This is a genomic window from Paenarthrobacter sp. TYUT067 (assembly GCF_023656375.1).
GTDB lineage: Bacteria > Actinomycetota > Actinomycetes > Actinomycetales > Micrococcaceae > Arthrobacter.
The window spans coordinates 28,567-43,490 of record NZ_JAMOIT010000013.1 but is presented as its reverse complement, the minus strand read 5'-3'; the positions used below and the strand labels follow the sequence as shown (position 1 = coordinate 43,490).

General features: G+C 62.0%; 14 protein-coding genes. 8 read left to right on the top strand and 6 right to left on the bottom strand.

Annotated features, from left to right (window positions below; translation table 11 throughout):
- Positions 1-188: 188 nt before the first annotated feature.
- A complete protein-coding gene (locus tag MOD31_RS13030; protein WP_250820911.1) occupies positions 189-1,178 on the top strand; it encodes an NAD(P)-dependent oxidoreductase in 990 nt (329 codons plus the stop codon).
- A gap of 80 nt (positions 1,179-1,258) precedes the next feature.
- Positions 1,259-2,548, top strand: a complete 1,290-nt coding sequence (locus MOD31_RS13025; RefSeq protein ID WP_250820854.1) for an LssY C-terminal domain-containing protein — start codon at positions 1,259-1,261, stop codon at positions 2,546-2,548.
- A 270-nt stretch (positions 2,549-2,818) separates the two neighbouring features.
- Here the strand turns inward: MOD31_RS13025 and MOD31_RS13020 are convergent, their stop codons facing one another.
- On the bottom strand, positions 2,819-3,325 hold the full coding sequence (locus MOD31_RS13020) for a universal stress protein (protein WP_142937415.1): 507 nt from the start codon (positions 3,323-3,325) through the stop codon (positions 2,819-2,821).
- Positions 3,326-3,460: 135 nt separating this feature from the next.
- On the opposite strand from MOD31_RS13020, the gene MOD31_RS13015 reads away from it, so the two are divergent.
- Entirely contained in the window at positions 3,461-3,661 is a 201-nt protein-coding gene (locus tag MOD31_RS13015) for a hypothetical protein (protein ID WP_250820910.1), read from the top strand.
- Between the two features lie 36 nt (positions 3,662-3,697).
- Here MOD31_RS13015 and MOD31_RS13010 read toward each other — a convergent pair whose 3' ends face one another.
- The gene (locus MOD31_RS13010; protein ID WP_223941252.1) at positions 3,698-4,039 is read right to left on the bottom strand and encodes a hypothetical protein; all 342 of its coding nucleotides are present in this window, start codon (positions 4,037-4,039) and stop codon (positions 3,698-3,700) included.
- A 180-nt stretch (positions 4,040-4,219) separates the two neighbouring features.
- Here MOD31_RS13010 and MOD31_RS13005 point away from each other — a divergent pair, with 180 nt between their 5' ends.
- A complete protein-coding gene (locus tag MOD31_RS13005) occupies positions 4,220-5,143 on the top strand; it encodes a LysR family transcriptional regulator (protein ID WP_142937417.1) in 924 nt (307 codons plus the stop codon).
- Positions 5,144-5,180: 37 nt separating this feature from the next.
- Here MOD31_RS13005 and MOD31_RS13000 read toward each other — a convergent pair whose 3' ends face one another.
- Entirely contained in the window at positions 5,181-5,960 is a 780-nt protein-coding gene (locus MOD31_RS13000; protein WP_250820853.1) for an isocitrate lyase/phosphoenolpyruvate mutase family protein, read from the bottom strand.
- Positions 5,961-6,078: 118 nt separating this feature from the next.
- A complete protein-coding gene (locus tag MOD31_RS12995; protein WP_250820852.1) occupies positions 6,079-7,281 on the bottom strand; it encodes a GGDEF domain-containing protein in 1,203 nt (400 codons plus the stop codon).
- A 306-nt stretch (positions 7,282-7,587) separates the two neighbouring features.
- On the opposite strand from MOD31_RS12995, the gene MOD31_RS12990 reads away from it, so the two are divergent.
- Both MOD31_RS12990 and MOD31_RS12985 read left to right on the top strand, forming a co-directional pair.
- Positions 7,588-8,820, top strand: coding sequence for an exo-alpha-sialidase (locus MOD31_RS12990; RefSeq protein ID WP_250820851.1), 1,233 nt, complete (start codon positions 7,588-7,590; stop codon positions 8,818-8,820).
- Between the two features lie 7 nt (positions 8,821-8,827).
- Complete coding sequence (locus MOD31_RS12985) at positions 8,828-9,115, top strand: MoaD/ThiS family protein (protein WP_166841915.1); 288 nt, start codon at positions 8,828-8,830, stop codon at positions 9,113-9,115.
- Positions 9,116-9,138: 23 nt separating this feature from the next.
- On the opposite strand, the gene MOD31_RS12980 is transcribed toward MOD31_RS12985, so the two are convergent.
- Positions 9,139-9,375, bottom strand: coding sequence for a hypothetical protein (locus MOD31_RS12980; RefSeq protein ID WP_024818712.1), 237 nt, complete (start codon positions 9,373-9,375; stop codon positions 9,139-9,141).
- Positions 9,376-9,602: 227 nt separating this feature from the next.
- On the opposite strand from MOD31_RS12980, the gene MOD31_RS12975 reads away from it, so the two are divergent.
- The gene (locus MOD31_RS12975) at positions 9,603-12,341 is read left to right on the top strand and encodes a VCBS repeat-containing protein (RefSeq protein WP_223941248.1); all 2,739 of its coding nucleotides are present in this window, start codon (positions 9,603-9,605) and stop codon (positions 12,339-12,341) included.
- A 175-nt stretch (positions 12,342-12,516) separates the two neighbouring features.
- Here MOD31_RS12975 and MOD31_RS12970 read toward each other — a convergent pair whose 3' ends face one another.
- Positions 12,517-13,854, bottom strand: coding sequence for an MFS transporter (locus MOD31_RS12970; RefSeq protein WP_250820850.1), 1,338 nt, complete (start codon positions 13,852-13,854; stop codon positions 12,517-12,519).
- A gap of 206 nt (positions 13,855-14,060) precedes the next feature.
- Between MOD31_RS12970 and MOD31_RS12965 the strand changes: the two genes are divergently transcribed.
- Entirely contained in the window at positions 14,061-14,831 is a 771-nt protein-coding gene (locus MOD31_RS12965; protein ID WP_250820849.1) for an IclR family transcriptional regulator, read from the top strand.
- Positions 14,832-14,924 lie beyond the last annotated feature (93 nt).

Below are 14,924 nucleotides of genomic sequence, written 5' to 3'. Positions count from 1 at the left end.
AGGGGGTCGTTCAAGAGGTCACGTACCCGGGCTTGCCCGGACTATTCATGCTAGTCGCGGGAGCCTGCCGTTTGTCTAACCAAGGAACAAGTAAGTCTCGTTATTATGTGCCGAGTTGACCTTGGGCGCGCGGGCCTATCGGTTACCCCCGCAAGCCAGTAGCGTGACTCGTGGAGATCGGAGCACCCATGAAAATCGTCGTGATCGGCGGCAGCGGCCATATCGGGTCCTTCCTGGTGCCCAGGCTTGTGCGTGCCGGGTACGAGGTCATCAACATCAGCCGCGGAAGCCGACCACCCCATGCCGACGTCCCCGAATGGCAGCAGGTCCGCCAGGTTACAGCGGACCGCGAGCACGAGGAACTTGAGGGCGTCTTTGGTGACCGGATAGCGGGACTGGGTGCCGACGTCGTGGTTGACCTCATTTGCTTCACGCTGGAGTCAGCCACTGCGCTGGTGAACCGGCTGCGCGGCGAGACAGCGCATCTGCTGCACTGCGGGTCGATCTGGCGCCACGGTGTCAGCTTGAAATTGCCCATCACCGAAGGATCGGATTCGACTGGCGAACCCTCGGCCGCAGAACCAACTGACGATTACGGAATCCGGAAACGCGACATCGCCCGAATGCTCAAAGAGGAGACCGCTTCAGGGGGTCTGGCCACAACATCCATCCACCCCGGCCACATCGTGGGACCCGGCTGGTTCCCGATCGGGCCACTGGGCAACCTGGATCCAGGCGTGTGGCCCGTGATTGCTTCCGGGCAGACACTCAAGGTCCCCGGAAGCGGTACCGAGCTGATGCATCACGTGCACGCCGACGACGTGGCGCAGGCCTTTGAGAAAGCCATCCTCAACCGCGACGCTGCAGCCGGGGAAGACTTCACCATTGTTGCTCCCGCAGCCCTGACGGTTCGTGGCTACGTGCGCATCGCCGCGTCCTGGTTCGGGCAGGATCCGCACATGGAGACCGTGAGCTGGGAAGAATTCCGACGAATCACCACTCCCGAATTTGCCGATTCCAGCTGGGCCCACCTTTCCCGCAACCACTGCATGAGTATCCACAAAGCCGCCTCCCTCATCGGGTACGCGCCCGGATACGAGCCCGAGCAGGCCATTCGCGAGTCCCTGCAATGGCTCATCAGCAACGGACAACTCCACGTGCCGAAGTTGCTCACGTAAGCCTGTACAAGCTGCATTCGAAGCCCGAAGCTTAAGGGGCCACAAGGGGGAGCTATATGTAAAAGGCAGCGGCCAAGGATGTGACCGATTCCCGGCTGGACCACGCCTTCTTCATCCTTGGTGGCGCCGCTGCGGTGTGGTTGGCGTTCCTGCTGGTGGGGGAGAGCTTCCATTTGGGGTGGGGCCAGGTGTGGTTCTACTTCTTCTTTTGGGCGTTCCTCGCGTATCTCCTCCTCCCTCGCCTGCACCGCATCCTCACCACCATCTACGTTCCCGGCTACTTCATCGGCCGCGCCCGGACCAGCGACGGATTACTGGGAGATCCCGTAAACGTCGCGTTGCTGGGCGACGAGCCGCAACTCCACGCCATCATGCGCGCGGCCGGCTGGACTCAAGCGGACCAAGTGACGCTCAAAAGCAGCCGCCGCATCATCAGCTCCACCATCTTCCGCCGGAGTTACTCCGAAGCCCCGGTCAGCCCGCTCTACCTCTTCGACCGGCAGCAGGACTTCGCCTATCAGCAGGAAGTGGACAACAACCCAGGCAAACGCCACCACGTCCGTTTCTGGCGATGCCCCGAAGGCTGGCTGCTGCCCGGCGGGCACAAAGTGGACTGGCTGGCTGCCGGCACCTACGACCGCAGCGTCGGGTTCTCACTCTTCACCCTGCAAATTACGCACAAGATCGAGCAGAACACCGACGTTGAGCGGGACCACATCATTTCCAGCGTTACCGCCGCTGATCCACGCGTCACGGTGCAGGTGATTGAGGACTTCTCCACCGGCTACCACTCCAGGAACGGAGGCGGGGATTCGATTTCCACCGACGGCGACCTCCCCATCGTGGACGCGCGACGCGTGCAGGTCCCGGCCCACCAGCCATCCCGCCCCACGGACAGCCGCGACAGACGGCCGGCGCCCACCATGGTGGGCGCCGCGTTGGTGGTGGCCAGGTCCATCGCGGCCTTTATCCTGGCGCTGACACTGGTGACCTCTTCCGATGTTTTCTCGGACATCACCACCGACGGCGACCCCCTTGACCCGCAAACCACGACGACGGTTGTCACCTTTGTTGCCGTGGTAGTGCTGATCTTCGGGCTGGGGGAAGTTTTCCTTGCCTGGCGGATTTTCCTGGGCAGCAACGGGGCAAGGGTGATCGCGATGGGCCTCAGTTCTGTCTCCGTGGTGGTCCAAGCCGTTGACTACTTCACCGGAAGCACCAACATCACCCTCGAAGCCGGACTTTTCGGTGTGGCCACTGACATCCTGGTGCTCCTGGCGTTGTCCAGCCAACGGGCCCGGGTATATGCCAAGAGGCAGCGCGTCCCGGCCGTCCCGGCTTCGGTGGTCACCCGTCGCGTGCCTTCCTGACCCTTTTTGGTGGCTTCTCGCCGGCGACTCGCCGTCGCTACGGGCGTGTCGCGGGGGTTTCGGATTCAAAGTGGGTAGTGGCGGTACGCGGCGCCGCCTAAAGATGGGGCCGCTTAAGATGGCGCCGCTTAAACAAAAGAGCTCCGGAGTGCGTTATTGGGGGATACGCACTCCGGAGCGGTCTTTGAGCAGGGGCTTTCGCCGTCCTGCAGTAATTACTCTACGTGCCGCGCGACGCCTTTGCCACCACCTCGAATAAGTACTTTCGCTTTAGTTTTTATGAGCAGCTTCGTGCCTCCTCTTTTGGGGCACAATCAGCACCGGACGCCGCTGGTGATGGCTCAGCCAAGCAGCCACCGAGCCATTCAAAGCCTCGGAAATACGGTGTCCCAAGCCAGGCTCAGGAGAGCCAACAATGATCATTGAGGCATCTATGTCAGAGGCCAGGCGTCCCAGCGCCCGGGCAGGATCGCCGGCAAGCAAGCGCAACGTCCAATCTGCCGTGCCGCCGTCCATGGCTTCCGCGATGGCCTTACCCAGATCATCCCGGATAACCGCCACGTCCTCGTCATCCTTTTCGGGGTGAAGGGACATCCGGTGAGTCTCACGCGAAGGATCCCACTCCACGAGGTAGCTGGCCTCATCCACATAAGCGCAAACCAGCGGCACGCCCAGTTGCTCGGCCAAGGTCCTGGCAGTTTGTAGTACTTCCACATGCTGGTCCGGCAGTACGCCCACAACTAAGGGAATCCGTCCGCTGAAACCTTCCGCAGCCATACCCCTATTGTTGCTCCGCGGCGTGTGCTTGAACAGCGTGTTTGGCGGATCCGGCTGCGATAAAGACGTCAGCCCTGAGCCCTTGTAGAGACATCCGCCCCGGCCTACGGTTAATCCGAAGAAAGGCGGTCCGTGATGGAAATCTTCATGTGGTGGCTCGATCTGCACCTGGACAGTAAAGAGTGGCTGCGCGAAAACCTGCGGGCCGATGAACTTCCGCTCCAGGTGCTGCAGCACATTGCAGAAGCCGGAGGGCCCCATCCGGACAAGGTCAGTGGTGTCCTGACCAGTGCGGATTGGGACTTCATCGAGACACAGTCGGAGTTTGTGGACTAACTGGCCCTGGTCAACCCGCTACTCCTGGTGAACCCGCTAGGCGCAGCTGGCTGCCGGGCGAGCAGCCGTGACAATGACCTGAGCGGCAGTGTCCGGGGCAAGTGGGTGACTTTCCTGAGCGTCGGAGGTGACCGAGGCCCGGTGCTGGGCCTTCATGCGCAGCAGTGCAATAGCTGAAATCAGGAACCACGCCACGTTGGTCACCACTGAGGGCCATGCTCCGTGAAGTGTGCCGTTGATGATGAAGGCGCAGGAACCAAAGAGATTTACGGTTTGGAAAGTGCTGCCCGCCTGCAGCCATCCCATGGAGACCGCCATGTAGCCGCCGAGCATTGCCACAGCGCCGGCCCAACCGGCAATTTCGAACAGCAGTTCCATGGGAGTCCTTTCAGATTTGGGCATCCGGAGAGAGCCGGCAGGCGGCGTAAGGTCCGGGATGGGGGCTTGATTCGGGGGTCGATGCTGCGTGACTGAATCGTGCTTGTGAGTCAATATTGAGGGACTTACCCCTTTAGTTCAATTGCATTATTCTGAATCCCATGTTTAGGAGTGCTTAACATGGAAATGGACCCCCGCAGGCTGCTGGTACTTCTCGCAGTTGCCCGCACCGGAGGCGTTCTTGCTGCCGCCGATGAACTGCGGATCACACCGTCCGCAGTGTCGCAGCAGCTCAGCAAACTCGAACACGAGGCGGGTCAGGCCTTACTCCTGCGGACCCCCAAAGGTTCAGTGCTCACCCCCGCGGGACTGGCCATGGCGGAGGCAGGGGAAGAGATAGAACGGGCCCTCAACGTTGCCCGCGCCCGCATGCAAAGCGAAGTCAACATTGCGGGAGTGGTGCGCGTGGGCGGCTTCACCAGCTTCATGCGCACAGTGGTGATCCCGCGACTTCCGGAATGGCGCAACCAGTACCCCCAGCTACAGATCCAGATTGTTGAAGACAGTTTCCCCGCGCTGATGCGGCTGCTACGTCAACGGCAGCTCGACGCCGTAGTGATTGAACAGGATTCGACGGCGGCAGAGCAGCGTCCGATGGCCGCCGGGATGGTCGAAGATCCCCTGCTGGACGAGCCCTGGAAGCTCGTGGTGCCGGCAGGAAGCCTGCTTGGCACGGACAACATAGACCTCAGTCGCCTGCCCTTGCCGTGGCTGGGAGTGGAACCGTCGGCAGCAAACACAGCAGTGCTCGGACGCCTCCGCCACTCAACGGGCAGCCGGATTGACACTGTTCACCAGTACCACGACACACTCACCGCACTGGCACTTGTAGCGGCCGGTGAGGGGGTGGCCATTGTGCCTACCCTGGCTCTGACGGGCGTGGTCCACGATCACGTGGACATCCTGGATGTTCCTGGCTTAGGGACCCGGCACATCGCACTGCGCCGTTTCGACCGGCGAAAGGCAGCGAGCCTGCCGGTGGACACAGTGGCCCGCCTGCTCCGGGAATCGGCGGCTGCGTTCGATACCCGCTCGGGCAGCTGACCGGTCCCGCCTTCTCTGACGGGACCGGCAGGATCAGCTAGTTCAGCGCCGGGGTGTCAGTAGGGACCACGCCCGAGCCGTACAGATCAGAGGCAAGATCCCGGAGGGCACGCAGGGCCACCCGCTGGGTGAACGGACCATAGGACACGCGGGCCACACCAAGCGCCTGGAGCTCAGTTGCCGGAAGGGCGCCAGGTGCACCGATGACGGAGAGCTTCCCGTGCCCGAGGCCCTCAACCAGCGGCTCGATGACCTCACGGGTCATGGCTCCGGGCACGAAAACCAGCGATGCGCCGGCGTCGAGGAACGCCCGTCCCCTGACGATGGCGTCCTCGATGCTGTCCTTAATGGGCCGGTCGCCGCCACGGGCAATGGCATCGGTGCGGGCGTTCAGCTGGAACGCAATGCCTTCGTCCTCGGCGGCCGAAATGATCGCGTGAACACGGGCCACGGCCTCGTCGAAGGGCCGCAAACGGTCTTCTACATTCGCGCCAACCACGCCGATCGCGATAGCCCTGCGAATGGTCTCGGCAGGGTTCTCGTAGCCATCGTCCAGGTCAGCAGTGACCGGGTGATCCACGGCGTCGACAATTCGCTTGACCCCTTCCAGCGCGACGTCCAACGGCATGGTTCCATCGGCGTAACCAAAGGCCGCAGCAATGGAATGCCCGGCGGTTGCGATTGCCTTGGTTTCAGGCAGGTCTGCCACAGTGCGGGCACTGATGGCATCCCACACATTGACCACGCTCAGGATTTCCGGTGCCTCATGCAGGGCCTTGAGCTGTAGTGCACGTGCAGCGGTATTTGCTTCAGTCATCGTTGTTCTCCGTCATCGTTGTCCGTCATTCACGGGTGGAACTACCACCCACAGCCTAGGCATAACGTCACACAGGTTCCGGGTAAGGCCTGACGCCATGTCCTCGTATGTCCGTGTACTACGGCCTTTGCTGAATCGTGGGTAGCGGCTCCACCGATTCCGCACCCACCACCTGGTCGCGGCCCTGGGCTTTGGCGCTGTATAACGCCGCGTCTGCCACACTGATCATGAAATTCAGGTCTGCGGCTTTGGCGCCTGTGGATGTCACCCCATAGCTGACCGTGGGGTAGGGCAAACCAGCTGGATCTGCCATGGCGGACAGGCGCTGGCTGATTTCCGAGGCGATGGCCTCTGCCCGTTGTTGCGTCGCGCCCGGCAAGAGAAGAATGAACTCCTCCCCGCCGTATCGCCCCACAAGATCCGTTGACCTTACTGACGCGGTGCAGGCCTCGGCAAAGGCACGCAAAGCAGCATCTCCTGCGGCATGTCCGTGTTCATCATTGACGGCCTTGAAATAGTCCAGGTCCGCCAGGATCAGTGCAGCGTTCTGGTGGGCAGCCGGGCCTGCCAGTTCCTTTTCGGCCAGGCCCAGGAAGGCGCCCCTGTTAAGCAGCCCGGTCAGATGGTCCCGTTCGGCACGTTCCCGGAGCCTCTTGATCAGGTGGCTGTTGCCGAGCGAGTTGATGGTGAAAGATAGCGAGACCAGCAGAATCAGGTGCATCAGCGCCGCCGGTGCATAGCCGAAAAGTGTCCGGAAGGAACTCCCGTCCGGCCCTTCCAGTACAAACGTGACGCCCCGGCCCAAGTAGTACAGGGACGTAAGTCCGGCGATGAGGGCCAGAAACTTCGTCATCCGGGACTGGGCGGACTTCGCCAACCACAACTCTCCTGCGGCCATGCCAAGGCCTGCTGCCGTCATTCCCAGATACATCAAGCCTCCGGACCACAGGCTGGATTCGACACCGTCCATCGCTGATGCAAGGAAGGTGATCAGCGGTGCCGGCGATATCTGCCACGCGCTGACTTTTCGCTCGCGAAGAGCTCGAGCGCCGGCCCAAATGCTGAACGCACCGGCCACGATCAGCGCTTTGCCCGGCGGATTGGCCCAGGCCAGAAAGGAGGTTCCGTTCAGCAGGAAAGCGAAATTTCCGGCGAAGAAGAGAAGGAGGGCAACCCGCCACCACGTGGTGGAGGTGGACCGGATTCGCCGTGAGGAGGCGGCGGACAGCACTATCAGGGTCAACGTGACTATCCCCAGGACCATCCTTACGGAGAACGGGTCCAGGACTATCGCTCCTTCATGCAAAGAGGCTGCAATCATGGCTCGGTCCTGCTACCGGCCAACCACCGCGAACATCCTGTTTGTTGACCTCATGGCTCTTTGACCTCGCAAAACATCTGATCCCCCAGTACGTTGTGGCGGCCGATTGGCCGCAAAACCACAGTCAAGCACGTTTTCCCGCTGCAGCATCCAACGGTCACCACAAGCGGCGAAAAAGTTTTCTGATTTTCGCGTCACGATCAGGGGTTTGGGTGCACTGTAACCGTAAGGGTCCCTCTTGCCCGAAGTTCGGACTATCCACATACGCCCAAAAAACCGTTGCTACCCGCACGCCCTGATGGTTCGATGGGGTTCATGGCTACCGCAGAGAGTTACGTCATCGCGATCGGAACCAAGAAAGGCCTGTGGCTCGCAAGCAGCCCGGACCGCAAAGTATGGTCCCTCTCCGGCCCGCACTTCCTGATGAGCGAAATACCCAGCATCGGGATAGATACACGGGACGGCAAAACACGAATCATGGTGGGTGTGCGGTCCGAGCATTGGGGTCCCACCGTTGCCCACTCGGACAACCTCGGCGCTACATGGACCGAGCCCGAGCACGGCGCCATCAAGTTCCCGGAGGGCACCGACGCCGCGTTGGAGCGCATCTGGCAGATATACCCCGACGCCGCATCACGCCCGGGAGTTGTCTGGGCCGGGTGCGAGCCGATTTCCGTTTGGAAATCAACCGACGGCGGCGAGCACTTCGAGCTGAACCGCGGACTCTGGGACCACCCCCACCGTAGTGAGTGGGGTGCCGGCTACGGCGGGGCGGCGGCGCACTCCATAGTGGTTGATCCTTCCGGGGAGAAGGTTCACATCGCCATGAGTACGGGCGGCGTTTACAGATCGCTCGACGGCGGCGCCTCCTGGGAGCCGCGCAACAAGGGAATCTCGGCCTACTTCATGCCCGATCCCAACCCGGAGTTCGGCCAGTGCGTTCACAAGATCGCGGCGGATGCCGCCGTCGAGGACCGTTTGTACGCGCAGAACCATCACGGCGTGTATCGCACGGACGATGGAGGCGAGAACTGGGACTCAATCGCGGACGGACTTCCGGCGGACTTCGGGTTCGTGATGCTGACTCATCCTCGGCGCGAGGGCACGGCGTGGGTGGTTCCGTTGAAAGCTGATGGCGAACGCATCCCGCCGGACAGCAAGCTCAGCGTCCATCGCACAGACGACGCCGGCCGGACGTGGAAAGAGCTGCATACCGGTCTCCCGGACCACGAATACAACGCCGTGCTACGGGATGCAGCGTCCGTGGACACCGCCGAACCCACCGGCGTGTACTTCGGAACCCGCGGAGGCGCCGTGTATGCCAGCGCAGACGAGGGCGAGACGTTTACCGAAGTGGCATCGCACTTGCCGGACGTGTTGTGCGTGCGTGCCGCCGTCGTGGTGGGAAACCCGGCAGGGGCAGAAATCCCGCTGGCAGCCGCGGAAGCCACGTTGGTGGAAGAAACTGAACAATTCGTGGAGGCAGCAGCGCAGACGCGGGATCCTGGTACCGAAAACCAAGCCCCGGTGCCTGGTTAGGCCCATCATGGCTGACTATACGGTCGTGTTGCCTGGTGTCCTGCAGCCACTCGTCGGCGGACAGTCCTATCTGACTGCGTCCGCCGACGGGGCTGTGACCGTTGGACAGTTGCTGGACTCGGTGACCGGAGATTATCCGGTGCTGGCCAGGCGTTTGCGTGATGAAACCGGGGCTCTCCGCCGTTTCGTGAATATTTACGTTAACGGTGACGAGATCCGGCGTGTGAAAGGTCTTGATACTGAAGTTGCGGCCGGCCAGGAGGTTTTGATCATCCAATCCGTGGCTGGCGGCTGAGAGGGGTTTGGGGTCGAGCCGGATCAGGCGACACGCCAAACACTGCATTCGTCGGTGTTGATGGCTTTCCGCATTCCTGAGGCGTGGTCCATGATCCACACCACGCCGATGCCCGGCGCAGTTTCCTGGACGCGTCCGCGGCGGATAACCACGTCATCATAGGCGGGTCCCACGGACAGGCGGGCTTCGATCTCGTCTCCCCGATGGAGCTGGCTGATCGCGCGTATACGTGTTGTGTGTGTTGTGACTTCCTTCAACATGGTGGCCTCCTGGGCTGGAGCTTGTGCCTGCACTTGCCGGCTCTTCCAGTGTGGCGCGGCAATGTTGCCACGGTATTTCGGCCCGGTTAGGGTCCCGTTAGCATTCCGGGATGGTTGGGTTTCCAGGTGAACAGCCCCGCCTGCCGGGCTCGGTGACTACCCGGTTGTAGCCTGATCTCGGTTGCTGAGACTCACAGGAACCACAGGCTCCGGCTCAGGGAGATCGAATGGGTGCGCTACGGCGATCAATCGCGTTATCTACAGGCTTGGTGGTGTTTGCTACCGGCCTGTTTTTCGTACAGACCCCCGCGACGGCGGTGCCGTTGCCCGGGCCGGACAATCCGAACGTCCAGTTCGTGGAGGGTACGCCGCACTCGGAGCATGAGTTCGAGAATCCCCCCGAGCGTGCCACGCCGTTCAATACCGGCCCTGACTCGGGCGCAGGTCCAGACTCCGGCGCGGCGGCTGCCGGGCCCAGCGGCGACATCCGGGTACGGCTGGTCACGGCCAAATTGGCGGACAACGGCAACACGGTCTCCATGACCAGTGCCGAGCAAGCTGTCACTGCGTCCAGCAATTACTGGAAAGCCATGACGGCCAACAAACTGTCCATGACGGTGAATACCAAGGTTGCCGGTCACCAGTCCAAGGCGAAGTCCACCGATAGCTACAGCACCATCATGTCCACCATCACCAGCGAGCTGGGTTGGTCGGCCAGCCCGTACACGGCACTGGTGATTTTCATTCCCACGTCCACTTTGTCCGGAAACGCCCTGGGCGCCGGATACAGCAGCGGAAGCTACAGCGGCCGGGTCCTCCTGCCGCAAATCAGCGGGTTCACGAACAACGTGATGAGCCATGAGTTCGGGCATGTCATCGGCCTGATGCATGCGGACGCGTTGCAGTGCGGCAGTGGTGCGTCCGACGTCGGCGTTGACGGTTACGGTCGGTTCACGGATCCTTCGTGTTACATCCGGGAGTACGGTGACACGACGGACATCATGGGTGCCGCCCAATTCGAATCGCCCGTGGTGAGCAGCTCGCTCTGGGACTACGCGGGGCTGGGTCGTGGCGACGAAATCCGGGACGTGGGGATTGCCACCGGCGCTAAGACCTACACGCTCAAACCATGGGGTGGAACGGATGCCCAGCGTGCCATCAAGTTCACGGATCCCATCAGCAAAGAGGTCTACTACCTTGAGCTGCGGCAGGCCGCCGGATATGACAGCTACCTGGACGACTCCGGCAAGCCAGCAGGAAACAGGGGCGTCAAGATCGTCCAACGCGGCGGAGCCACGGTCGCTTCGTCCCTGATCCTCATGCCGTCCACCAAGCCATTCCCGGAACCTTGGTACGCCACCAACCACGCATGGCAGGCCGGCAGCACTTTCACCACCTATACCGGCACTCAGGTGACCATCAATTCGGTGTCCACCACAACGGCGTCGGTCACTATTTTTGCCGACCCCAAGCTCACGGCGAAGATTCGGTTCTCGGCCGGCGACTTCGACGGCGATAAGCTCGCCGACGTCCTCTCCCGTGAGGCGGACGGCTCCCTGATGCTGTACACAGGACTGCCCGGTAACAGGCTCAACAATCCCCGTGAGATTGGCTCGGGATGGAACATCTTTGATGCCATCACCGGTATCTCGGACTTTGACGGCGACGGCCGCGGGGACATTTTGGCACGCACCAGCGACGGTGCCTTGTGGCTGTATCCGGGCGATGGTCGCGGCGGTTTCCTGGCCAAGCGGCAGATCGGATCAGGTTGGCAGGGCTTCTCAAACCTCATTGGCGTGGGGGATTTCGACGGCGATGCCCGCCCCGATCTCATGGCCACCAAGCCCGATGGCAGTCTGTGGCTCTACCCAAGCGACGGCCAAGGTGGATTCCGGGCATGGTCGCAGATCGGCTCCGGCTGGAACGGCTTCACCAGCATCACTTCCGACGGCTCCTTTAGCGGTGCCGGTGCCGGACTGCTGGCGCGGACAAGCGACGGCACTCTCTACCTGTACCCCGGAAACGGCTGGGGTGGCTTCGTGCCCCGCATCAACCTCGGGGGTGGTTGGAATTCGGTGGGCGACATCGTGAGTGGGCAGGACTTCACGGGTGATGCGAAGTCGGACGTGCTGACCGCGACCTCGTCAGGAACCATGCGCCTCTACCCGGGCAGCGGTTCGGGATTTGCCGATCGGCTGGCCATTGGGGCCGGGTGGAACCAGTTCAGCCAGGTGTGGGAGGCAGGAGATTTCGACGGCGATGGTGTCGCGGACATCCTTGCCCGCGGCACCAATGGTGTGTTGTGGCTCTACCCCGGCAACGGTTCCGGCGGATTCCTGCCAAGGGTCCAAGTGGGTTCTGGGTGGGCCGCGTTCACCTCCGTTCTCAGTGCGGGAGATTTCGACGGCGATGGCCACCCGGACCTTGTGGCTCGGACCTCTGACGGTGTGTTGTGGCTGTATCCAACGGATGGGCGCGGCCAGTTCCTGGCCCGCAAACAGATTGGCACAGGGTGGCAAGGCTTCACGCAGATGCTGGCACCGGGCGACTTTTCGGGCGACGGCAAAGCCGATCTCGTGGCGCGGGCCGCCGACGGAAATCTTTGGCTCTACCCGGGCAACGGAGCCGGTGGTTTCCAGTCATGGCGGCAGATCGGAACCGGCTGGAACATTTTCGATTCAGTCATGCAGGGCGGTGACTTCAACGGCGATGGCCGGGAAGACATCATGGCCCGCGGAAGCGATGGCTCACTGTGGCTCTACCCGGGCAACGGCAACGGGGGCTTCCTGACACGGGCTTCCCTGGGGGCAGGCTGGAACATGTTCTCTACCTTCGCCGCTTTGGGGAATGGCTTTACGGGATTGGGGAATCCTTCAGTTGTTGGAATCGCCGGTGATGGAACATTGTTCCTTTACGTCGGCACCGGCCAGGGGGCCTTCCAGAAGGTGGTGGTGGACCCGCGGTAGGGGATTAGCGCCTCGCTCCTGCCCAGTTGCGCCCCTCCCGTTGTGCGCGCCTGCCCAGTTGCGCTCCCGCCCAGTGCCAGACCCGGCCCGCGAGCAGCAAAATGCCCGGCACGTCACAGGACGTGCCGGGCATTTCCGTTGCTCCAGGCCGAGTAACCGGGCAGGAGCGTCGGGGTTAGACGTGCTGGTGTCGCTTGTGGACGCCGAGTTCCGCAGTGGGCGTCTTGGCTGATTCGCGGGCTGTCATGGCCGAGACAGCTGCGATGACGCAGATGACCGCGGTAAAGATGGAGATCTGGACCCAACCGCCGGGTTTGGTGCCACCCAGGGCGGTGACGATTGCGGGAGCGAAGCCTGCCATCAGGAAGCCGAGCTGCGTACCGATGGCCAAGCCGGAGAAGCGGACCTTGGTGCTGAACATTTCACCGTAGAAGGATGGCCAAACGGCGTTGGCTGCGGCGTATCCGAAGGAGAAGTAGACAACGGAGACCAGGAACATCAGCGGCACGTTGCCGGCCTCCAGGGTCAGCAGGAACACCGGCGTCATGATGGCGCTGGACAAAGCTCCGTAGATGAATACGGGTTTGCGGCCGATCTTGTCAGAGAGCATGCCGAACAGTGGCTGGGTTCCCAGGGCAACAACGTTTGCCGCGACCACCAGCCAGAGCGTGATGGTGCTGTTGACGCCGGCAACGTCCTGGGCGTATTTGATGGCGAGCGTGCCAAAGACAGTGCTGACGGCGGCGATGAAGGCGCAGCAGACCACGCGGAGGACGTCGCGCCAGTGCAGGCGCAGGAGGTCGGCAACGGGGAGCTTGGAGATCTGGTTGTTCTTCTTGGCTTCGGCGAATGCGGGCGGTTCGTGCAGGGTGCGGCGGATGAAGAAGGCCACCAGTACTACCACCGCGCTGAGCCAGAACGGGATGCGCCAACCGATGCCGTACTTGATGTCATCCGGCAGGGCCACCACGGGAATGAAGACGAGGGCTGCAAGGATTTGGCCACCCTGTGTACCGGTGAGGGTCCAGGAGGTGAAGAAGGAGCGGCGGTTGTCCGGGGCGTGCTCAAGGGTCATGGAGGAAGCGCCGGCCTGCTCGCCTGCAGCGGAGAGGCCCTGGCAGAGCCGGGCGAGGACCAGCAGGGCCGGAGCCCACCAGCCAATGGTCTTGAAGTCGGGGAGGCAGCCGATAACAAATGTGGCTGCCCCCATGAGGACCAGCGTGAACATCAGGACCTTCTGCCTGCCAATGCGGTCACCGAAGTGGCCCAGGATCACCGCACCCACGGGGCGGGCAACGTAGGCGAAGCCGAAAGTTGCGAAGGACATGATGGCCGCGTTCGCGTCGGCGGAGGGAAAGAAGACGTGGGGGAAGATCAGGGCCGCGGCAGAGCCGAAGATGAAGAAGTCGTAATACTCGACGGCGCTGCCCAGGAAGCTGGCAAGCGCGGCTTTCTTGGGGGTTCCGGAAGTGGTTTCAGTGCCTGGCGTCGCTGACGGCATTGTTTGGCTCATGGGGTGTTCCTTCTGTGACGACGATGTCGCGGATCTGGCTTCTGTGGGGAGACCCAAGCATGGTGCGGCCGGTCGATCCCTGCATAAGTAACCACATGGTGAGAGCTACTTGTGCAATACAGCAATAGTGGCTGTGAGTGGGGTCACTTGTCAAGAGATGTCACCACCATCTAGAAATAGCTCTCACTATGTGAGAGCATCAAAACATGAGTGTGAAAGAGGACACAAAGACCGACATGGTCGGCAAGGCCTTGAGCCTGTTGGTTCTATTGGGAAATGAACCGCGCGGGGCGAGTGCGGCGGATCTGGCAAGGAGTGCGAATCTCCCGTTCAGCACCACGTACAGACTGCTGGGTTCACTGACCCGCGATGGATTTGTTGACTACGAGCCCGATGGGCGTCGGTACCACTTGGGACTACGCGTCTTTCAGCTCGGCCAGCGCGTTTCCAATCACCACGGCTTCGCGGCAACGGCGCTGCCCGTCCTTCAGCGTGTCACTGAAACTACGCACGAGGCCACCATCTTGTCCGTGCGCGACGGCAATCATCACCTCACTGTAAACAAGGTGGACGGACCCAAGACCTTTCGGGTCACCAGCGACCCCGGTCACCTGGGCGCCTTGCACACTACCTCCGTTGGTAAGGCGATCGTGGCGTTTGAGGATGAGATCGAGCGGAAGAGGCTGCTGGAGGAGCTCCCCCTGGATCCGCTCACCGAGCACTCCATTACCGACCGCGACAAGTTCCGCGAGGAGATCGAGCAGGTGCGCCGTCAGGGTTACGCGGTGATGGATGAAGAAAACGAGATTGGCATGCGCGCCGTCGCTGTTCCGGTTCTCAACTCACAGGGCCATGCGTTCGCCTCCCTCGCCACGGCCGTCCCGGTGTTCCGCATGAGCATGGAGGAATTGATTGCCCATGTCCCTACCCTGCAGGAGGCCGCGGCTGAACTCGCGGCCCGCCTGCCCCAGCGGTGACCCTCACCCAACCAGGTCGCAATAGTGCGCGTTCAGACGGCCCTAAACGCGCTTAACTGCTACTTAGTTGGGTGCGCACTGTGGAAATGTTCG